A 20,179-nucleotide genomic window follows, 5' to 3' on the forward strand; every position below is an offset into this window, starting at 1 on the left:
GACCCTCCTCTATAAACTCCAGTAAACCAGCTCTTCGGGCAGCCCTTCGCGGGCAAGTGCACTTTTCACGTCCACCAGCACGCCGCCGCTGCGCACGCGGGCGATCAGGGCAGCGGGGTTGGCGATGTATTCCGCGTGGTTCACCGCCAGCACCAGCGCATCCAGCTGCACTATATCCTCTGCCGGGCTCAGCGTGATGCCATATTCATGGGCCGCCGCTGCGGGATCGGCGAGCGGGTCGCTGACCAAGGCGGCGATCCCGTATGCGTGCAGTTCGGCGAGGATGTCGGGCACCTTGGAGTTGCGGATATCCGGCACGTCCTGCTTGAAGGTCAGCCCCATGACGCCAACCCGCGCTGCGCGGGGGGAGACGTCGTTTGCGATCAGCAGCTTCACGACCTTCTGCGCGATCGCCTGCCCCATGCTGTCATTGATCCGCCGCCCGGCGAGGATCACCTCAGGCCGGTAGCCAAGCTTTTCCGCTGCGGCCGTCAGATAAAAGGGATCGACCCCGATGCAATGCCCGCCGACAAGGCCGGGGGTGAAGGGTAGAAAGTTCCACTTCGTTCCCGCCGCCGCCAGCACGTCGCGGGTGGCAAGGCCCATGCGGTCGAAGATCAGCGCGATTTCGTTCATCAGCGCGATGTTGAGATCGCGCTGGGTGTTCTCGATCACCTTGGCGGCCTCGGCCACCTTGATCGAAGGCGCTTCGTGCAGCCCCGCATCCACCACCGCGCCATAGACGGCGCGCATCCGGGCAAGCGCCGCAGGGCTATCGGCAGCGATGATCTTGGTGATCGTTTCCAGCCGATGCACCGTGTCACCGGGATTGATGCGTTCCGGGCTATAGCCGAGCGCGAAATCCTGCCCCTGCACAAGGCCGGAATGCTGCGCCAGCCAGGGGCCGCAGATATCCTCGGTCACACCGGGGAAGACGGTCGATTCGAACACCACCAGCGCGCCCCTGGAAAGGCGCGGGCCGATGGTTTCGCAGGCGCGCTGCAAGGGGGTGAGGTCGGGGCGGCGTTCATCGGTGATCGGGGTGGGCACCGTGACGATAATCAGGCTCGCGCCTTCCAGCACCGCCGGATCATCCGAGACGGCAAGGCCGCATGACGTCAGCCGTGCATCGTCGATCTCGCAGGTCGCATCATGACCGGCGCGCAATTGGGCGATCCGCCCGGCGGCGATGTCGAAACCGGTTACCGCAACGCCCTGCGGCGCAAGTCGTTCAGCCAGCGCCACGGCGACCGGCAGGCCGACATAGCCCAAGCCCACCACTGCAATCTTCCGATCCATGCTCCGGCATAGCGGGCAAGGTTTCAACATTTCGCTAAACCGGCCCAGCACACCGGCTTCAGCCCGGGTTCAGCCCTTGCGCACTAGACAAATGCCCTCGGTCGCAGGCATGGCTGGCTGCATGACCTTGCGCCCCGACAAAGGATGACGCGCCATGAAGCACCTGTTCGCCTCCGCCGCCGTTGTGATCGCCATGTGCGCCGCCGCGGGCCCTGCCGCCGCCCAGAGCGCGGATGAAAAGATCAACATGGTGATCGCTTATAGCGAAGCCGAATGCCCCGTCGCTCAGCCCGGCGAAGTCGTGGTGTGCGAAATTCTGGTCGAGGAAGAGCGGTATCGCATCCCGTCGAACCTGCGTTACAGTGATAATCCCGCGAACAAATCGCCGGCAAGCCGGGTCGACCAGATCAAGTATGTCGGCGATTTTGGCGCGATGAGCTGCTCCCCCGCCGGCGCGGGCGGGTTTACGGGCTGCACCCAGAAGTTCATCGAAGCCGCCTACAAGGACAAGGCCGAGGAAGACGGGGTCCGCTTTGGCCAGCTGATCGAAAAGGCGCGGGCGGAACGCCTTTCCACCATCGACGCTGACGCTGCTGCGGAACAAGAGCGGGTCGAGATGATCGAGCGCGAATATATGCAGCGGCTTGAACGCGAACGGGCGGGCGAACTGCCGAGCGAAGGTGCTTTGCCGGCCCCAGCCTCGACGCCCCAGCCCGAATAGGCGACCTTAAGCCCGGTAATACTCCCGGTACCACGCCACAAACCGCGCGACCCCTTCGCGGAACGGGGTTTGCGGCGCGTACCCGGTGAGCGCTTTGAGCAAGCTGGCATCGGCCCAGGTCGCGGGCACATCGCCCTGCTGCATCGGCATGAAGTTTTTCACCGCCGCGCGCCCGCATTCGCCCTCGATCGCCTCGACGAAATCCATCAGCCGCACCTTGTCGCCATTGCCGATATTCACGACGCGGAACGGCGCGACCGGCGACAGGCTGTCGCCCGGCGCGATGTCCTCAGGGCTGCCGGGCCGCACCGGGGCGGCGTCGATCAGCAGGCGGATGCCGCGCACCAGATCGGCGACATAGGTGAAATCGCGGTACATCTCGCCATCATTGTAGATGTCGATCGGGGTGCCTTCGAGCACGCCCTTGGTGAACTTGAACAGCGCCATGTCGGGCCGCCCCCACGGGCCGTAGACGGTGAAGAACCGGAACATCGTGGTCGGCAGGTTCCACAGATGGGCATAGGAATGCGCCATCGCCTCGTTCGCCTTCTTGGTCGCGGCGTAGAAGGTGAGCGGGGTGTCGACCTTCTGGTCTTCACCGAAGGGCATTTCGGTGTTCGCGCCATAGACTGATGAGGTGGACGCCATCAGCAGATGATCCACGCCCAGTTCGCGGGCGCATTCCATCACGTTGAAGGTGCCGACCAGGTTGGCGTTCACGTAAGCGCGCGGGTTTTCGAGCGAGTATCGCACCCCCGCCTGCGCCGCCAGATGCACGATCACATCGGGCTTTTCCGCCAGCGCGAGGGCGTGGAGCGTCTCGAAATCCTCCAGCATCCCCTCGGTGCAGGTGAAATGCGGGTGTTGCAGCAGCATCTGGTGCCGCCGCTGCTTGATCCGCACGTCATAGTAATCGGTCATCCCGTCAAAGCCGACGACGCGGAAACCCTCTTCCAGCAAAAGCTGCGAGAGGTGGAAGCCGATGAACCCGGCAGAGCCAGTGACAAGTACGGTGCGCATGGGTGCGCTCCTTAACGCGCCACCCTTAAGAAAGCGCAATATCCGGCGCGTCTTCCTGCTTCATGCCGACAATGTGATAACCCGCATCGACATGATGCGTCTCTCCGGTCACGCCCGAAGACAGGTCGGACAGGAGATACAGACCCGCCCCGCCGACATCGTCGATGGTGACATTGCGGCGCAGCGGCGCGTTCAGCTCGTTCCACTTGAGGATGTAGCGGAAATCGCCGATCCCGCTTGCTGCCAGCGTCTTGATCGGCCCGGCGCTGATCGCGTTCACCCGGATGCCGCGCGGTCCCAGGTCATTGGCAAGGTATTTGACGCTGGTTTCCAGCGCGGCCTTGGCCACGCCCATCACATTGTAGTGCGGGATCACCTTTTCCGCGCCGTAATAGCTCAGCGTCAGGATCGTGCCGCCGCTTTCCGGCATCATCGCGGCCGCGCGCTGGCTGATCGCCACCAGCGAATAGGCCGAAATGTTCATGGTCATCAGGAAGTTGTCGAGACTGGTATCGACATAGGCCCCGCGCAGTTCGTTCTTGTCCGAATAGCCGATGGCGTGAACCACGAAATCGATGCTGTCCCAGCGTTCCTTCAGGGCGGCAAAGGCCGCGTCGAGCGATTCCATGCTCGACACGTCGCACTCGAAGGTGAAATCGCTGCCCAGCTCGGCCGCGAGCGGCTTCACCCGCTTGGCCAGCGCATCCCCCTGATAGGAAAAGGCCAGTTCGGCCCCGTGCTCGGCCAGCTGTTTCGCAATGCCCCAGGCCAGCGACTTGTCGTTGGCCAGGCCCATGATCAAGCCGCGCTTACCCTGCATCAGTCCGGTCATTTATGCATTCTCCTTGGCCTGCGCACGTTCATGCGCCAGCGCCGCATTCAATTCTGCCCCGATAACCAGCCCAAGCCCGACGAGCCAGAAAAACAGCAAGGTCACCATGCTGCCTGCAAGGCTGCCATAGGTGAGATCATAGGCGAAGACACTGCGCAGCACCACTGGCAGCGCCGCAGCAACCGCCAGCCACCACACGGTCGTGAACAGCGCGCCGGGCCACTTGGGCCACTGCCGCCCGCGGAACGACAGCGGCGTGAGGGTGACAAACAGCACCCACAGCGATCCGGCCAGCCCCAGCGCCGGGACAATCCGGGACAATCTGAGCGCGCCGATCCATTGGCTGAGCTGCGGGAACGCCGCGCCGATCACTTCCTGCGCGCCGCCGATCAGCACCTGCGCAAACAGCGACAGCATCATCAGCAGCACCGCCCCCAGGATCAGTCCGGCCGAGACCAGCCGTTTCTGCCAGAACGTGCGACCGGTCTTGGTATCATAGGCCCGGCGCAGGATATCGCGGATGCTTTCGATCAGGCTGCTCACCGTCCACAGACCCAGCAGCGCCCCCACCCACAGCAGCCAGCCCGAGCGGGAATAGATGACTGTCTCGGCCACGGGGGTAATCACCGCCGCCACCGAATCGGGCATCGCGCGGGCGACGGTCAGCACCAGCGTTTCGGCATTGTCGCGGCCGCCGATCAGATCGAACAGCGCTGCCCCGACGATGAAGAAGGGGAAGATGGCAACCATCGACAGATAGGCCAGATTGCCCGCGTGGATGAAGCCGTCGTTGACGGTATCGATCACAACGCGGCGGGCGACCCTGCCAGCATGGCGAAGACGGGGTTCTTGGGTAAGACGCGCCAGCATGGCCAAATCGCCCGGCTACAGGCCGAACTTCTCCCGCGGGCGCGCCGGATCAAGCCAGCCATCAAGCCGCTGTTCCAGCGCGGCGAGATCGGCCGGCAGCTGGATTTCGATCGTGACCAGCTGATCGCCGCGCTCGGCCTTGCCGTCGGTCAGCTTGCCATTCTTGCGCGTCCAACCCTTGCCCGCCAGTCGCAGCACCGTGCCGCTGCTGCTGCCCGGCTTGATCGTCAGCATGACCGCGCCGTCCACTGTCGGGCATTTGACCTTGGCCCCGCGCACCGCCTCATCAAGGGTGATCGGCAGGTCCATGCGGATATTGTCGCCCTCGCGCCGGAAGAAGGGGTGGGTGCCCACTTCGACCATCACGATGCCATCGCCATTGCCGCCGGTGCCGGGGTGGCCCTTGTCCTTCAGGCGCATCATCGTGCCGTCTTCAACCCCCGGCGGCAGCTTCAGATTGATCGCCTTGCCATCGGCCAGCGTGATGCGCTGGTCGCGTCCGGCGGCGGCATCGACGAAAGGTACGGCGAGCCGGTACTGGATGTCTGCGCCGCGCTTGGGCGGGGGCGGCGGGGGCTGGCGGCCAAAGCCGCGCCGCGGGGGCGGCTGTTGCTGCTGGCGCGCGCGGCCGCCGAACAGGCCTTCGAACAGGTCGCCCAGATCGACATCATCCGCGCCAAACCCGCCAAAGTCGCCGCCGCCCGGTGCGCCGCCACCGCCAGCGCCATAGGTGCCGCCGCGGCCATAGCCGGGCCGCGCGCCCATGCCCGCGAAAGGATTGGCCGGGTTGCCATCGCCGTCGATCTCGCCCCGGTCATACTGCGCGCGCTTGGCCTTGTCGGACAGCAGATCATAGGCGCGGGTCGCGTCGGAAAACTTCTCCGATGCCTTGGGATTATCCTTGTTGCGATCGGGGTGGAGTTCCTTGGCGAGCTTGCGATAGGCGCTCTTGATGTCCGCCTCGGACGCCGTGCGGGCAATGCCAAGAGTGCTGTAGGGATCGCGCATGGCGTATTAGCTAGGTGAGACAGCGCGGCTGCGCAAGCCGATGCTGGGCGCAAGGCTGGCGCGAAATTGCAAGAGACGCACTTTTCACCGTGCCAGCGGCCCCCTATGTCCCGCTCCGGTTCAGCAAGGACACCTTTTCATGCACGACGCCCCCCCTCTCGACGACACGCAACTGGCCGACAGCGTGCTGCCTGCCGGCGCCGATCCGTTCGTTCTGTTCGAGGAATGGTTTGCCGCCGCTCAGGTGGGCGAGATCAATGATCCCAACGCGATGGCGCTCGCGACCGCCACCGCCGATGCGGCGCCGTCGGTGCGGATGGTGCTGCTGAAGGGGCATGGCAAGGCTGAAATCGCAGGCGGCGGCTTCACCTTCTTCACCAATGCCGACAGCCGCAAGGGCGGGCAGATCCGCGCCAATATGCAGGCCGCGCTGCTGTTCCACTGGAAGAGCCTGCGCCGCCAGATCCGCATCGAAGGCCCGCTGATCGAGGTCAGCCCCGAACGCGCCGACGCCTATTTCCACTCGCGCCCCTACACCAGCCAGGTCGGCAGCGCGGCGAGCGACCAGTCGCGTCCCTTGCCCGACCGCCAGACCTATCTCGACCGCGTGCAGGATTTGTGGGCCGAGCATGAGGCGCAAGGCAAGGTTCCCCGGCCCGCCCATTGGACCGGCTTCACGCTCTCGCCCCGCCGGATCGAGTTCTGGATCGACCGCGACAACCGCCTGCACGACCGCCGCGAATTCATCCGCGCCGATGCCGATGCGCCGTGGTCCGACACGCTGCTTTACCCTTGAGGTTCGCGAACATGCCGCAGAAAATCCCCTACTGGCACGTCGACGCCTTCAGCGCCCGGCCATTTGGCGGCAATCAGGCGGCGGTGATGGTGCTGGACGAATGGCTGCCGGATGATGTGCTGGTGGCCATCGGGGCGGAAAACCTGTTTGCCGAAACCGCCTTCGTCGTGCGCGATGCCACCGGCGCCGCAGACTGGGAGCTGCGCTGGTGCACCCCCACCTATGAAATCGCGCTGTGCGGCCATGCCACCCTTGCCAGCGGGCATGTGCTGCTGACCCGCGATGGTGAAGGGCAGGCGCGCCAGCGCGTGACGTTCCGGACCCGCAAGTCAGGTATCCTTGAGGTGGTGCGCGCCGGGGATGGCTATGAACTGGCGCTTCCCGCGATTGCCACCCAGCTAGACACCGCGGCCCATCAGGCCGAGGCGATCCGCCTGCTTGGGGCCGAGCCGCTGGACATTGCCCGCTCGCCGCTGGGCTACAACATCTACCTCTATGACAGCGAAGCCACCATCCGCGCGTTGACGCCTGATATACGGGGTCTGGAACGGCTCGGCAGCGACCAGTTCATCGTGACGGCCCCGGGCGACAAGACCGATATCGTCAGCCGCGTGTTCGTGCCGGGCGGCGGGGTCGACGAGGATAGCGTCACCGGATCGGCCCATGCCGTGCTGACGCCCTATTGGGCCGCGCGGCTGGGGCGGAGCAGCTTTACCGCGCATCAGGCCAGCACCCGCGGCGGTGATCTGACCTTGCGGCTTGCCAAAGACGAAGACGGCGGCCGCGCATGGCTCGGCGGGCCCTGCGTGACCGTGGTCGAGGGTGCATTTTACCTCTGACCCCCCCTCCTCTCAAGAGGAGAGCGAAGGGGCGCTACCTGACCGGATAAAGTTCGAGAATATCCGCCGCCTGCTGCAACATCGGCGGACGTTCCTTGCTGTCCGAATGGCCAAGCCTGACCAACGTCACGCGCTGGCTGGGCGACACCAGCACATATTGCCCCATATGCCCGATCAGGCTGAACACGCTTTGCGGCGCCCGGTCGGGAAACAGCGGGTGCGCCGACGGATCGGTGCCGGGGATCGGACGGTTCAGCCAGGTCTGGAACCCGTAATGCGGACTGGCGGGCGAGGGCGAGATCATCGCTTCAACCCAGCGCTGCGGCACCAATTGCTCGCCGCCCGGCGCGCGGCCTTTGAGGCGCAGCATTTCGCCCAGCTTGGCCCAGTCGCGCGCACTCGCGTGCATCAGACTGCCGCCGATCAAGGTGCCGCTCGCATCGAATTCGGGCACCATGCTGGTCATGCCGAGCGGGCCCAGCAGCCGTTCCTGCAAGTAATCCGCGACCGCCTTGCGCCGCGCTTCCGGCTTGTCGCTGCTGGTCAGGGCGCGCGCGGCGATGTCGGCCAGAATCACGCTGGTGTTGGAGGAATATTCGAACACCTTGCCCGGCTCGGCTTCCAGCGGCTGTTCTTCGGCCCACTTGGCCATGTTGTCGCGCCCATCGAGGAACAGCATCCGCACTTCGGAGGATTCGTAGGGCGGATCGCCGGCTTCGGTGTGGCGCAAACCGCTGCGCATCTGGAGCAGGTGGCGCAGCGTGATTTCCCCGCGCGGATCGCCCTGCCGCTGCCACAGGGGGACAGGGGCGGGCTCGTCCAGCGCCAGCAGGCCATCGGCCACCAGCATCCCGATCAAGACGCCGGTGACGGTCTTGGCCATCGACCAGCTGACAAAGCGGGTGTCCGGATCATAGCCGGGGCCATAGCGTTCGGCGGCCAGCTTGCCCCCCGCCATCACCACCACCGCGCGCGTTTCGCCAAGGCCGGCTTGCGTAAACAGGTCGTCGATCTGGCGGGCCAGCTGGTCCTTGGGTGCGCCGGCGTCGGGCGTCACCGCCGCCAGCGCTTCGGGCGAAAGCGGCTGTTCGGCGGTCGGCGCGGCCCCGCAGCTGGCGAGCATCAGCAGGACTGGCGCGAGGGGAAACGCGCGGTTAAGGACAGCTTCGTTGAGGGTCATCGCGCCCTCATTCCCTGAAGCATGAAGGCTTGGCAATGGCGAAATCACCCGCTGCGCGCAGTGCGCCGCGACCTCAGGCGGGTCGGTCCAGACGCTGGGGGCTGTGGGTGCTGGCGATCGTCGCCGTGGGCATCAGTGGGGCGGCGTGGGCGTTTCGCGAACCGATCAACGGCTATGCCAGCATTGCGTCGGCCTATTCGGCGCGGGTGGGCTGTTCGTGCCGGTTTGTCGCCGGACGCAGCCTTGAAGATTGCCGCAAGGACAAGCTGGCAGGGATGGAGGCCGTGACCCTGCGCGACGATCCCGAGGCCAAAAGCGTCACCGCCCGCTTCCCGCTGGTGGCCGAAGCCACCGCGACCTACCGCAAGGGATATGGCTGCGTGCTTGAGCCTTACGAGGGTTAGGCTTCAACCCTTTCGGTCGAATCGATCCATCCGCCGCCGACAACACGCTCTCCGGCATAGATCACCGCCGCCTGTCCGGGGGCGACGCCATATTCGGGGGTCTCGAACCGGATCGTAACCGCCGCGCCGTCGCCCAGCGCGCCTTCGAGCGTCACGGGCACCGGCTTGGCGAGGCTGCGCACCTTGGCGGTCAGCGGCTCGCCATCCAGCAGGCCGATACGGTTGGTTTCGGTCACGCGCGCGGCGTTCACTGCCAGCATCCGCTTCGGCCCGACCCGAACCTCGCGCGCAGCGGCATCAAGGCCGATCACATAGAGCGGTTCAGGCTGTCCGCCGATTTCGAGGCCCTTGCGCTGGCCCACGGTGAAGTGGACGATGCCCTTGTGCGTGCCGAGCGGCTCGCCGGTGGCGGCGTGGACGATGGCGCCGGGGGCCGCGCCCTCGGGGCGAACCTTGGTGACGATCTTCGCATAATTGCCATCGGGCACAAAGCAGATGTCCTGCGAATCGGGCTTGGCCGCGTTCCTGAGGCCTGCTGCCTCGGCCAGTTCGCGCACCTGCGGCTTGGGCATTCCGCCCAAGGGAAAGCGCAGGTAATCAAGCTGGGCTTCGGTGGTGCCGTAGAGAAAATACGACTGATCGCGCGCCGGATCGAAGGCGCGGTGCAATTGCGGGCCGTCCGCCGTCATCACCCGCCGGACATAATGCCCGGTCGCCAGACAATCCGCGCCCAGTTCGCGCGCCATGCGGAACAGGTCGGTGAACTTGGGGCCCATATTGCAGCGGATGCAGGGCACCGGCGTGCGCCCGGCAAGATATTCGTCGGCGAACTGTTCGACCACGTCCTCGCGAAAGGCGCTTTCGTGGTCGAAGACGTAATGCGCAATGCCCAGCCGGTCGGCCACGGCGCGCGCATCGCGGATATCGTCGCCCGCGCAGCACGCGCCCTTGCGGCCTGTTGCCGCGCCATAATCATAAAGCTGGAGCGTGATGCCGATCACCTCCGCCCCGCTGGCATGGGCAAGCGCGGCGACCACCGAGCTGTCGACCCCGCCGCTCATCGCCACGACGATCCGGCAATCGGCCGCAGGGCGCGGCAGATCGAACAGCGCGGCGGCATCGGGCCCGGTGATCGGGCTGGCGGCAAGAAGGTCGGGCGTTTCCATGGATGCTGCGCCTATAGCGATGCTGCGCCCGCTTCGCCAGTGGGGCCAAATCTGCGCCCCGATCCTGGGCCCGATCTTGCCCCCTGATCTTGCCTGCCCGTCCAGCACTATTCCTAAGCTAGGGTAAATGCCGGTTTTACCGGATTTTGACGCACTCGGGTTAGACAAGGGGATGATGTTCGAAAAAGCAAAGCCACGCAGTGCCATCCAAGGCGCGCCGGGAACGGGTTATCCGGTCGAGGGCCGGTCACATTTGTCCGCTGCCGTGGCGGTCAGCGCAGACGACCGATTCGCCGGCAGCGCGGCGCGGCGGGCAGGGGACGCGCTGCGCGCGGTGGAATGGAGCGAATTGACCGCCCGCCTCAACGCCGCGCGCGACTTGCGCTTGCTGCTGCGCACCGAATCGCAGGCCCCGATCGAAGCGGTCGCAGCCAGCTTTGGCGATGCAGCCGCCAGTTACTTTGCGCTTCTGGATGATAGCGAACCTGGCATTAACCATACTACTTTAGAGCAATCTAAAGCTCTGGATGCGATGGTCGGAACGAGCAAAGCAAACCGCCATGGTGACGCGGCCGGATTTTCATCCGACGCGGTCCGCGGCGCGGCGAGAGACACACAATGATTGAGAACCAGGACATCCGCCCCGCACAGGTTATTGGCCCGCTTGGCGAGCCCCTGACCCTTGCTGACCTGCCTTCTCCTGCAACCAAGCGCTGGGTGGTGCGCCGCAAAGCCGAGGTTGTGGCAGCGGTGAACGGCGGGTTGCTGACGCTGGACGAGGCGCTGGCGCGCTATGGTCTGACGCTGGAGGAGTTCGCCTCGTGGCAACGCGCGGTCGATCGATCGGGCATGCACGGCCTGCGCGTCACCAAGATCCAGCATTACCGCGACCTCTACGAACGCCAGCTCAAATACTGACGCGGCGGCGATTGCCGCCTTATCCATGATCCCATGGCCTCGCCCGCGCTGCGGTGCGGGGCCTCGGTCGTTTGCGGCGCTTCTGCTTTCCAGCCTTTCGTCTAGGCAGCAAGTCATCGGTCGATGCGCGCATTGCGGCCAAGCGCCTGACATTCTATCAGGCATTGCAGTTGGTGACTTAGACGAGTAATACACTCGGCATAACGCCTGCGTGCGGCGCGGCTTTGCCCCGAGTGAGGGAATGGCGATGAATTACGAGACAACGATCAGGGCCGAGGCTGCCGACGGCGTCAGCACCGAATTGACGGGTGCGCGCGGCCTGCGTGCGCCTGCGATCCCGCGCTGGCTCACCCTCGGCGGGTTGGGCGTGTTCGGGCTGTTGCTGGCGATTGCCGCCTATTTCGCTTTGGCCGGCGGCGAGCCGGTCGCGGTGGATGATGACAACTCGCAGGCGCCCTCTGTCACGGTCGTAACGCCGGGGAAGACCACCGTTGCCGGTGAAATCGAAGCGCCCGGCACGCTGGCGGCGCGGCGCCCCATGCCGGTGGGCGTGGTGGGCGAAGGCGGGCAGGTGCTGCGCGTGACCGTTGATGCGGGTGATTGGGTGCAGCAGGGTCAGGTGCTGGCGGTGATCGACCGTTCGGTGCAGGTCCAGCAAGCCGAAGCGCAGGCCGCGCAGATCGAAGTCGCGCGCGCCGATGCCAATCTGGCGCAGGCCAACCTTGACCGCGCCGCGCAACTGGTGGCGCGCGGCTTTGTCTCCAAGGCCGATGTCGACCGGCTGACCGCGACCCGCGATGCAGCTGTTGCCCGCGTCAAGGTGGCGCAGGCGCAGTTGGCCGAACAACGCGCGCGCAACGAACGGCTGAATATCTATGCGCCCGCCACCGGCTATGTCCTTGCCCGCAATGTCGAGCCTGGTCAGACCGTTGGCGCCGGCTCGACAGCCCTGTTCACCATCGCCAGCGGCGGCGAGATGGAAATGCTCGCCCAGCTTTCGGAAGAACAGCTCGCCAAGCTGTCGGTCGGCACGATGGCAACGATCATTCCGACCGGATCGACCCAGCAATTTTCCGGGCAGGTCTGGCAGATCGCCCCTGTCATCGACCAGACCAGCCGTCAGGGCACAGCGCGGATCGCCTTGTCCTTCGCGCCCGAATTGCGGCCCGGCGGCTTTGCCACAGCCCGCATCAACAGCGGCAGCTTCAGCGCTACGGTGCTTCCCGAAAGCGCGGTGCTGGCCGATGCGGAGGGCAGCTTTGTCTATGTGGTGGGATCGGACAACAAGGCCATGCGGCGCGCGGTCAAGACGGGCGCGGTGACGGCCAACGGGATCGCCATCACCGAAGGCCTGAACGGGACCGAGCGGGTGGTGCTGCGGGCCGGCGGGTTCCTCAATCCGGGCGAAACCGTCAACCCGCAACCCTTCAAAAAGTAACGCATTCATCCCCGCAAGCGCGCGGCGCGTAACTTGGGGGGGCAGGCCACAGACCGGCACAATACAGGCAGGAATATCATGGCACTTCGCGACATCTCGGCCTGGTCAATCCGCAACCCGGTGATCCCGCTGGTGCTGTTCACCGGCCTGTTGTTCGCCGGGATCATCAGTTTCATGCGGATGGACGTGACCAATAACCCCGATGTCGACTTCCCCGCTGTCATCGTCAACATTGCCCAGCCCGGTGCCTCGCCGACCGAGATCGAGAACCAGATCACCCAGCGCGTCGAAAGCGCACTGCGGTCGATCAGCGGGGTCAATTCGATCCAGTCGACCGCGCGCGAAGGCAGTTCCAACACCTTTGTCGAATTCGAGATCGGCACCAACCTGATCGAAGCGGTCAACGAGGTGGAAACCGCGATTGACGGGGTGCGCGGCAGCTTGCCCGACGGCATTCTGGAGCCGCAGGTATCCAAGGTCGACGTTGTGGGCGAACCGATCGGCTATGTCGGGGTCGAAGCCAATGACATGACGCTGGAACAGCTCAGCTGGTTTGTCGATGACACGGTTGCCAAGCGGCTGCTCAAGATCGAAGGCATGGCCGAGGTCGAGCGGATCGGCGGGGTCGACCGGCAGATCGAGGTGATCCTCGATCCGACGCGGATGCAGTCCTTCGGCGTCACCGCCTCGCAGATCAACGCCGCGCTGCGCCAGAGCAACCTCGATGCCGCAGGCGGCCTTGCCGAGATCGGCGGCACCCGGCAGTCGCTGCGGGTGCTGGGCAATTCCGACACGGCCTTTGCGCTGTCGCAAACCCAGGTGCAGCTCGGCGGTGGCCGGACGGTGCGCCTGGCCGATATCGCGCAGGTGCGCGACGGTTTTTCGGAACGCACCTCGATCTCCGAAGTCGGCGGCAAGGAGGTCGTGAACTTCCTCATGAACCGCGCGCGCGGCGCATCCGACCTCACGGTCTATGATGCGGCGCTGGCAGAGATGGACAAGATCGAGGCGGAAAACCCCGGCGTCAAATTCATCAAGTTTTCCACCAGCACCACCTACACCCGCGGCCAGTACAAATCGTCGATGTGGGCGCTGGTCGAAGGCGCGGTGCTGGCCGTGGTGGTGGTCTTTATCTTTCTGCGCGATTGGCGCGCGACCTTTATCAGTGCGGTCGCCATTCCGCTGTCGGCGATCCCCACCTTCTTCTTCATGGATTACCTCGGCTTCAACCTCAATTTCCTGTCGCTGCTGGCGCTGGCGCTGGTGGCAGGGGTGCTGGTCGACGATGCGATCGTGGAGATCGAGAATATCGTGCGGCATATGCGGATGGGCAAATCGGCCTATCAGGCGAGTATCGACGCGGCTGACGAAATCGGCCTGCCGGTGGTCGCCACCAGTTTCTGCATTGTCGCGGTGTTCCTGCCGGTCGGCCTGATGCCGGGCGTGTCGGGTCAGTTTTTCCAGAATTTCGGTATCACCGTGGTGATCGCGGTGCTGATGAGCCTGGCTGTGGCGCGGATGTTGACGCCGCTGATGGCGGCCTATTTCCTCAAGGCCAAGGGCCATGCCGAACACGGCGAAGGCCCGCTGATCGATGCCTATATGCGCGTGCTGGCCTGGACGCTGGATACCGGCCGCATGGCCGTGCGCCGCGCCGGGCTCACTGGCCCGCGCCGCCGGATGCTGTATGTCCCCTCGCTGCTGCTCAGTGTGATCGCGTTGCTGCTGGTCTCGGCGCTGGCGATGTTCGAATTCGCCAATGGCTCCGTGTCGGCCAGCATTGCTGCGGGCGCCGGCGCGCTGCCGCCGTGGAAGGGTATCCTTGGGCTTGAGGTCCACAAGCAGATCGCCCTTGCGGTTTCGGCCGATACCAACGCGGCGCTCTACAAGGTTGTCGCCAAGGTATTTGAAGTGGCGCTGGTTCTGCTGGTGTCGCTGCTGTCCTTCCTTGCGGCTTTCGCCACCTTCAAGCTGATCGAGCTGCCCGGGAACGGCGACAGCCGGTTTGGACAGGGCACGCGCTGGCTGACCGCGCGGTTTTACGATCACCGCATCTGGATGGTTGGCATTGGCTGGTTTTCCTTCCTCGTCACGATCCTGCTGTTCGGCCTGATCCCCGGCCAGTTCCAGCCGACCATCGACGATGAAAACAGCCGCGTCGAAATCGAGATGGTGCCCGGCACCACGCTGGCGGAAACCCGCCGGGTGGTGAATGCCGTTGGCGATATCCTGCGCGACGAGCCTGAGGTTGAGCGCTTGCTCGAACGGATCCGGCTGGGCGAAACCTCGTCGATCTTCGTCAAGCTGAAGGAAGACCGCGCGCGCACCTCGGTTGAGTTTGAGCGTGAGTTGGCGCCCGAGCTGGCGAAGTTCCCCGATGCCCGCGTGCGCTTCCAGTCGCAGTCGGGCGGGTTCGGGTCGGGCCGCGATATGACCGTGATGCTCGCCGGGTCCGATCCGGTGCTGCTCGATCAGACCGCGACCCGGCTGGTCGAGGAGATGAAAGGCCTGAAATCGCTGGTCGCCCCGCGCATCAGTGCCGATCTCAACCGCCCGGAAATCATCATCACCCCGCGTGACAAGATCGCCGCCGAACTGGGCGTCACCACCGCCGCCCTGTCGCAGACGATCCGCATCGCAACGCTGGGCGAGATTGAACAGAACGCCGCGCGCTTCTCGCTGTCGGATCGCCAGATCCCGATCGTGGTGCGCCTGTCGGAGGCCGCGCGCACGGACTATCGCACGATCGAAAACCTGCCGGTTCCGCTCGCCAATGGCGGTTCGGTCCCGCTGAGCCGGGTTGCGGACATCACCTTCGGCTCCGGCCCGACCGCGATCCAGCGTTACAACCAGAACCGCCGCGTGCTGGTGGGCGCTGACCTTGCTGCGGGCGTGCTGAAGGGCGATGCCCAGACGCAGATCGATGCACTGCCGGTGCTGCAAGACCTGCCTGTCGGCGTCATCCGCGATGTGGTGGGCGAGGAAGAATGGCAGGCCGAGCTGATCGCCAACCTCATCATAGCGATCTTCGCCGGGTTCGGCCTGGTGTTTGCGGTGCTGGTGTTGCTCTACAAGCGGTTGATGAGCCCGCTGGTCAACATGACCTCGCTACTGCTGGCACCGCTGGGCGGCATCCTGCTGATCTGGCTCCTGGGCCAGCCCAATTCGATGCCGGTCTATATCGGGATCCTGCTGCTGCTGGGCATCGTGTCCAAGAACTCGATCCTGCTGATCGACTTTGCGATCGAGGAAATGAACAAGGGCGTGGGCAAGCTCGATGCGATCCTCGATGCCGGGCACAAGCGCGCCCAGCCGATCGTGATGACCACCGTGGCGATGACGGCGGGCATGGTGCCGGTGGCGCTGTCACTGTCGGGTGACGGGGCATGGCGCCAGCCGATGGGCATCGTGGTGATCGGCGGGTTGGTGCTGTCCACCCTGCTGACGCTGCTGATCGTGCCCGCCGGTTTCAGTCTGGCGGACGGGCTCGAAAAGCGGGTCGGCCCCTGGTTGCGGTCGCGGATGCTGACGTACAAGCCGGGCGATGAACTTGGCGCGGCCGATACCATCCCTGATCGGCCCTATGCGGGCTTCGGCAAATTGCCACCGGGCCGGGAACCGGCTGAGTAACCCGCGATCAGGGCGTGACTGCGACGCCCTGATCGCGCTAAGGCTACGGCATGGCGATGCGTTCCCCACGGCCTCTGACCTTCGGCGGCCAGCCGCTGACGGTTGATCGTGCACGGCGCATGCGCTGGACCGCGACGGGGATGCTCGCCGCCATGGCGCTGGTCTTCATCGCGACCCACGGCCTTGTCGCCGCGCACCCCGCCTGGGGCTATGTCAACGCCTTTGCCGAGGCCGCGATGGTCGGCGGTCTGGCTGATTGGTTTGCAGTCACCGCCCTGTTCCGCCGCCCCCTCGGCCTGCCGATCCCGCACACGGCGATCATCCCCGAAAACAAGGACCGCATCGCCGACACGATGGCGGCCTTCCTGCGCGAAAACTTCCTCACCCCCGCCGTGGTGGCGCGCCGCATGGCGGTGATGAATGTCGCCAAGGCGGCAGGCGAATTTCTGGCGGCCTCCCCTGACCGGGGGGGCATCGACCAACGCTCCCGGATCACCAGCGGCGCGGCTGAATTGCTGGCCGAAGTGCTCGAAAGCCTGGATCCCGACCGGCTTGGCAATCAGGTGCGATCGGGCCTTGCGAGCCAGCTTGCGAAACTCGACATCGCCCCGCTGGCGGGCCGGATGATCGAAACCACGATGGCCGACAAACGCCACCAGCCGCTGATCGATGGCTTTGTGCGCTGGGCCGGGCTGACGCTGGAGGACAACGAGGATACCATCCGCGACATCATCCACCAGCGGGTGGCGGGCGTGCTGCGCTGGGCGGGGATCGACAAGACGATCTCGTCCAATGTGCTCGACGGGCTGTACAAGCTGCTGGCCGAGGTGCTGGTGAACCCCGATCACCCCTTGCGCGCGAAGATCGAGGAAGGCCTTGCGAAACTGGGGCAGGACTTGCAGCACGACCCCGAGACACGCGCCAAGGTCGAAGACATGAAGCGCGACCTGATCGCCAACCCGGCCGTTGCCGTCTGGTGGACCGGCGTGTGGGAACGCATCCGCCGGTCCCTGATCGCCCGCGCGCGCGATCCTGACAGCAGCATGGGCGCGGACATGCGCGGCATGCTCGCCGAACTGGGCGGGGCCCTGCAAGCCGACACCCGGCTGCAACTCCAGATCAACCGTTTCGCCCGCCGCACCGCAGTGGGCGTCGCCACCCGCTACGGCGACCAGATCGTGCGGCTGGTGTCAGAGACGGTGAAGCGCTGGGACGCCCGCACCATCACCGACCGCGTCGAAGGCGCCGTGGGCCGCGACTTGCAGTTCATCCGCATCAACGGGACGCTGGTGGGCGGGTTGGTGGGGATGACGCTGCATTTCCTCACCACCGTCATGTAAGGGCGGGGCGCGTTACGGCATCTTGTACGTGATCGACGTCACATAATAGGACCGCATCGGCTTGCCCGAAGCGTCCAGCGCGGGCTCGAACCGGGCTTCCTGCATCAGATCGCAGGCCGGGCTTTCCAGTTTCTTGGTGGTCGTCGCCTTCAACACCACACAGCTTTCCACCGCGCCCGCCTCGTTCACGATAACCCGCAGCCGCGTGATCCCCTGCTCGCCGATGGCGCTCGCGCTGCGCGGATAGCGGGCCATGATCTTGCGGACCACGTCCTGCCCATTTGTCCATTGCGGCAGCCGCTGCGCTGTCTTGTGCTGCTCGGCATCAAGCCCCCAAGCGGTCAGCAGGCCCGCCGTGCACTGGTTGAGAACCTCGAAGGCCTTGCCCAGCGACCCGGTATCAAAGCGGACTTCCTGCCCGCGCTGACGGAACGAGAGATATTCCACGCCCGCCGCATAGCGCGTGTCGAGCGCGGGGAGGCCGCCCGCCCCAGCCGTTTGCTCCGGCTCGGCTTGGCCATAGGCCAGATTGATGCCGGAATAGACGAGCGCGTCGCCGATCCCCTCGACATCCCCCTTGAATGGCCGGGTTTCAAGCGGGGGGCGCCCTTCGGCAGTGTGCAGCGCCGTGGCTGCGCCATTGTTGAAACGGTTGAAGGATTTGCCCGCTGCCGTCAGGCCAGCGCCGGGGGCGGGCCAGTATTGCTCGAAAAACAGCAAGTGCCGGTCTTCACCCTCGCCGAAATACCCCGCCAGCCTGCACCGGTCCTCGCCGAAATCGGCATTCCACGGGCTGCTGGGCTTGAGCGTGACGACATCGGCCTGCGCAGGGGCGGCGGCGGCGAGGACGGACAGGGCAGTGAGGGAAATCAGGGTGCGACGCATAAAAAACCTCCGACAATCCCGAGAGACTGTCGGAGGTTTTTTGCAGAATAAAGTCTCTTGCGATGAAGCGTTTACAGCGCGTCGGTCAACTCTGGCACCGCGGTGTAAAGGTCCGCGACCAGGCCGATATCGGCGACCTGGAAGATCGGGGCGTCCTCGTCCTTGTTGATGGCGATGATGACCTTGGAGTCCTTCATCCCGGCCAAGTGCTGGATCGCGCCCGAAATGCCGATGGCAAAATAGAACTCGGGGGCGACGATCTTGCCGGTCTGGCCGACCTGATAGTCATTGGGCACATAGCCCGCATCGACCGCCGCACGGCTCGCGCCGATGGCGGCGCCGAGCTTGTCGGCGAGCGGGGTGATGGTGGCATCGAAGGTTTCCGCGTCCTTCAGCGCACGGCCACCCGAGACGATGATCTTGGCGCTGGTCAGTTCGGGACGCTCGCTCTTGGCGATTTCCGAGCTGACGAAGCTGGAGGTGCCCGCATCGCCCGCGCCGCTCACGGCTTCGACGGTGCCCGAGCCGCCTTCCGTGGCCGCCTTTTCAAAGGCGGTGCCGCGCACGGTGATCACCAGCTTGGCATCGGTCGATTCGACGGTGGCGATGGCGTTGCCGGCATAGATCGGGCGGGTGAAGGTCTTGGGGCCTTCGACCGACAGGATCTCGCTGACCTGCATCACGTCGAGGTGTGCGGCAACGCGCGGGGCGACGTTCTTGCCCTGCGTGGTGGCAGCGGCGAGGAAGGCGTCGTGATCGGCCATCAGCGCGGCCGCGAGCGGGGCGACGTTTTCGGCCAACCCGTTGGCATAGGCCGCATCATCCGCAACGTGGACCTTGGCAACGCCGGCGATCTTGGCGGCAGCCTCGGCGACCGAGCCGCAGTTGTGGCCGGCGACCAGCAGGTGCACTTCGCCCAGCTTCGACGCGGCGGTCACCACGGCCAGCGTGGCATCCTGCACCTTGGTGTTGTCATGTTCGACGAGAACCAGAGTCTTCATCTCAATATCCCTTCAAATACCGGGGGGCTCAGGCGATGCCGAGCGCCTTGACCTTTTCGACCAACGCGGCGACGTCGGCGACCTTTTCGCCCGCCTGACGCACCGGCGGCTCGGCGACCTTGAGGGTCTTGAGGCGCGGGGTCAGATCGACGCCGTAATCGGCGGCAGTCTTGACGCTGAGCGGCTTTTGCTTGGCCTTCATGATGTTGGGCAGCGAGGCATAACGCGGCTCGTTGAGGCGCAGGTCGGTGGTAACGATCGCGGGCAGGGCGAGCTTCACGGTCTGCAAGCCGCCATCGACTTCGCGCTTCACCACGACCGAATCGCCTTCAACAGCGACGGTGTTGGCGAAGGTGCCCTGCGGACGGCCCATCAGCGCGGCAAGCATCTGGCCGGTCTGGTTCGAATCGTCCGAGATCGACTGCTTGCCGAGGATGACGAGGCCGGGGGCTTCTTCATCGGCAATCGCGTTGAGCAGCTTGGCGACTGCGAGCGGCTCCACGTCTTCATCGGTTTCGATCAGGATCGCCCGGTCGGCGCCCATCGCAAGCGCGGTGCGGAGCGTTTCCTGCGCCTTGGCCGGGCCGACGCTGACAGCGACGATTTCAGTGGCCGCGCCCTTTTCCTTGAGGCGGATGGCTTCTTCCACCGCGATCTCGTCGAACGGGTTCATGCTCATCTTGACGTTGGCAAGATCAACGCCCGTGCCGTCGGATTTGACCCGTGGCTTGACGTTATAATCGATCACCCGCTTGACGGGGACGAGGATCTTCATGGGGTTTGTCCTTCCTCTCAATAAATCACTAGCCGAGATACGCTAGTCCGTCGGCCT

General features: G+C 65.2%; 19 protein-coding genes. 9 read left to right on the top strand and 10 right to left on the bottom strand.

From position 1 onward, the window contains the following. Nucleotides 1-9: 9 nt before the first annotated feature. The gene (locus C0V72_RS01625) at nt 10-1,299 is read right to left on the bottom strand and encodes a nucleotide sugar dehydrogenase (protein WP_101791466.1); all 1,290 of its coding nucleotides are present in this window, start codon (nt 1,297-1,299) and stop codon (nt 10-12) included. Between the two features lie 154 nt (nt 1,300-1,453). Between C0V72_RS01625 and C0V72_RS01630 the strand changes: the two genes are divergently transcribed. Next, complete coding sequence (locus C0V72_RS01630; protein ID WP_101791467.1) at nt 1,454-2,020, top strand: hypothetical protein; 567 nt, start codon at nt 1,454-1,456, stop codon at nt 2,018-2,020. A gap of 6 nt (nt 2,021-2,026) precedes the next feature. Here C0V72_RS01630 and C0V72_RS01635 read toward each other — a convergent pair whose 3' ends face one another. From C0V72_RS01635 to C0V72_RS01650, 4 genes are read right to left on the bottom strand one after another with little or no spacing between them, the layout of a single operon-like run. Next, nucleotides 2,027-3,040, bottom strand: a complete 1,014-nt coding sequence (locus C0V72_RS01635) for an NAD-dependent epimerase/dehydratase family protein (protein ID WP_101791468.1) — start codon at nt 3,038-3,040, stop codon at nt 2,027-2,029. A gap of 25 nt (nt 3,041-3,065) precedes the next feature. After that, on the bottom strand, nt 3,066-3,872 hold the full coding sequence (gene fabI, locus C0V72_RS01640) for an enoyl-ACP reductase FabI (RefSeq protein ID WP_101791469.1): 807 nt from the start codon (nt 3,870-3,872) through the stop codon (nt 3,066-3,068). After that, nucleotides 3,873-4,742, bottom strand: a complete 870-nt coding sequence (locus C0V72_RS01645) for a YihY/virulence factor BrkB family protein (RefSeq protein WP_101791470.1) — start codon at nt 4,740-4,742, stop codon at nt 3,873-3,875. Nucleotides 4,743-4,757: 15 nt separating this feature from the next. Continuing rightward, a complete protein-coding gene (locus tag C0V72_RS01650) occupies nt 4,758-5,750 on the bottom strand; it encodes a DnaJ C-terminal domain-containing protein (protein ID WP_101791471.1) in 993 nt (330 codons plus the stop codon). A gap of 139 nt (nt 5,751-5,889) precedes the next feature. Here C0V72_RS01650 and pdxH point away from each other — a divergent pair, with 139 nt between their 5' ends. Then, complete coding sequence (pdxH, locus tag C0V72_RS01655; protein WP_101791472.1) at nt 5,890-6,546, top strand: pyridoxamine 5'-phosphate oxidase; 657 nt, start codon at nt 5,890-5,892, stop codon at nt 6,544-6,546. Nucleotides 6,547-6,557: 11 nt separating this feature from the next. Next, entirely contained in the window at nt 6,558-7,385 is an 828-nt protein-coding gene (locus tag C0V72_RS01660) for a PhzF family phenazine biosynthesis protein (protein WP_101791473.1), read from the top strand. A gap of 34 nt (nt 7,386-7,419) precedes the next feature. On the opposite strand, the gene C0V72_RS01665 is transcribed toward C0V72_RS01660, so the two are convergent. After that, on the bottom strand, nt 7,420-8,565 hold the full coding sequence (locus tag C0V72_RS01665) for a serine hydrolase domain-containing protein (RefSeq protein ID WP_101791474.1): 1,146 nt from the start codon (nt 8,563-8,565) through the stop codon (nt 7,420-7,422). A 35-nt stretch (nt 8,566-8,600) separates the two neighbouring features. On the opposite strand from C0V72_RS01665, the gene C0V72_RS01670 reads away from it, so the two are divergent. After that, nucleotides 8,601-8,969: a hypothetical protein gene (locus C0V72_RS01670; RefSeq protein WP_101791475.1), complete on the top strand. Its 369-nt coding sequence runs from the start codon at nt 8,601-8,603 to the stop codon at nt 8,967-8,969. Here C0V72_RS01670 and mnmA read toward each other — a convergent pair. Continuing rightward, the gene (gene mnmA / locus C0V72_RS01675) at nt 8,966-10,135 is read right to left on the bottom strand and encodes a tRNA 2-thiouridine(34) synthase MnmA (RefSeq protein ID WP_101791476.1); all 1,170 of its coding nucleotides are present in this window, start codon (nt 10,133-10,135) and stop codon (nt 8,966-8,968) included. The genes C0V72_RS01670 and mnmA overlap by 4 nt on opposite strands. A 127-nt stretch (nt 10,136-10,262) precedes the next feature. Between mnmA and C0V72_RS01680 the strand changes: the two genes are divergently transcribed. The 5 genes from C0V72_RS01680 (at nt 10,263) to C0V72_RS01700 (ending at nt 17,461) form a co-directional block, all read left to right on the top strand. Next, entirely contained in the window at nt 10,263-10,757 is a 495-nt protein-coding gene (locus tag C0V72_RS01680; protein ID WP_143704499.1) for a hypothetical protein, read from the top strand. After that, a complete protein-coding gene (gene sciP, locus C0V72_RS01685; RefSeq protein ID WP_101791478.1) occupies nt 10,754-11,053 on the top strand; it encodes a CtrA inhibitor SciP in 300 nt (99 codons plus the stop codon). The genes C0V72_RS01680 and sciP overlap by 4 nt, the downstream gene beginning before the upstream one ends. Nucleotides 11,054-11,300: 247 nt before the next feature. Beyond that, nucleotides 11,301-12,491, top strand: coding sequence for an efflux RND transporter periplasmic adaptor subunit (locus C0V72_RS01690; RefSeq protein ID WP_172438866.1), 1,191 nt, complete (start codon nt 11,301-11,303; stop codon nt 12,489-12,491). A 78-nt stretch (nt 12,492-12,569) separates the two neighbouring features. Then, nucleotides 12,570-16,121: an efflux RND transporter permease subunit gene (locus tag C0V72_RS01695; protein ID WP_101791480.1), complete on the top strand. Its 3,552-nt coding sequence runs from the start codon at nt 12,570-12,572 to the stop codon at nt 16,119-16,121. A 56-nt stretch (nt 16,122-16,177) separates the two neighbouring features. Continuing rightward, nucleotides 16,178-17,461 (top strand): DUF445 domain-containing protein, encoded by a 1,284-nt coding sequence (locus tag C0V72_RS01700; RefSeq protein ID WP_442792541.1) that lies wholly within the window; start codon nt 16,178-16,180, stop codon nt 17,459-17,461. Between the two features lie 12 nt (nt 17,462-17,473). Here the strand turns inward: C0V72_RS01700 and C0V72_RS01705 are convergent, their stop codons facing one another. The 3 genes from C0V72_RS01705 to C0V72_RS01715 all read right to left on the bottom strand — a co-directional run bounded on the left by C0V72_RS01705 (nt 17,474) and on the right by C0V72_RS01715 (nt 20,122). Beyond that, entirely contained in the window at nt 17,474-18,346 is an 873-nt protein-coding gene (locus C0V72_RS01705) for an energy transducer TonB (RefSeq protein ID WP_101791482.1), read from the bottom strand. Nucleotides 18,347-18,417: 71 nt separating this feature from the next. Next, nucleotides 18,418-19,347 carry an electron transfer flavoprotein subunit alpha/FixB family protein gene (locus C0V72_RS01710; RefSeq protein ID WP_101791483.1) on the bottom strand — a complete coding sequence of 310 codons (930 nt, stop codon included), beginning with the start codon at nt 19,345-19,347 and terminating at the stop codon, nt 18,418-18,420. Nucleotides 19,348-19,375: 28 nt separating this feature from the next. Continuing rightward, the gene (locus C0V72_RS01715; protein ID WP_101791484.1) at nt 19,376-20,122 is read right to left on the bottom strand and encodes an electron transfer flavoprotein subunit beta/FixA family protein; all 747 of its coding nucleotides are present in this window, start codon (nt 20,120-20,122) and stop codon (nt 19,376-19,378) included. Nucleotides 20,123-20,179 lie beyond the last annotated feature (57 nt).

This window comes from Porphyrobacter sp. TH134 (assembly GCF_002855495.1).
In the GTDB taxonomy this organism is placed as follows: Bacteria; Pseudomonadota; Alphaproteobacteria; order Sphingomonadales; family Sphingomonadaceae; genus Erythrobacter.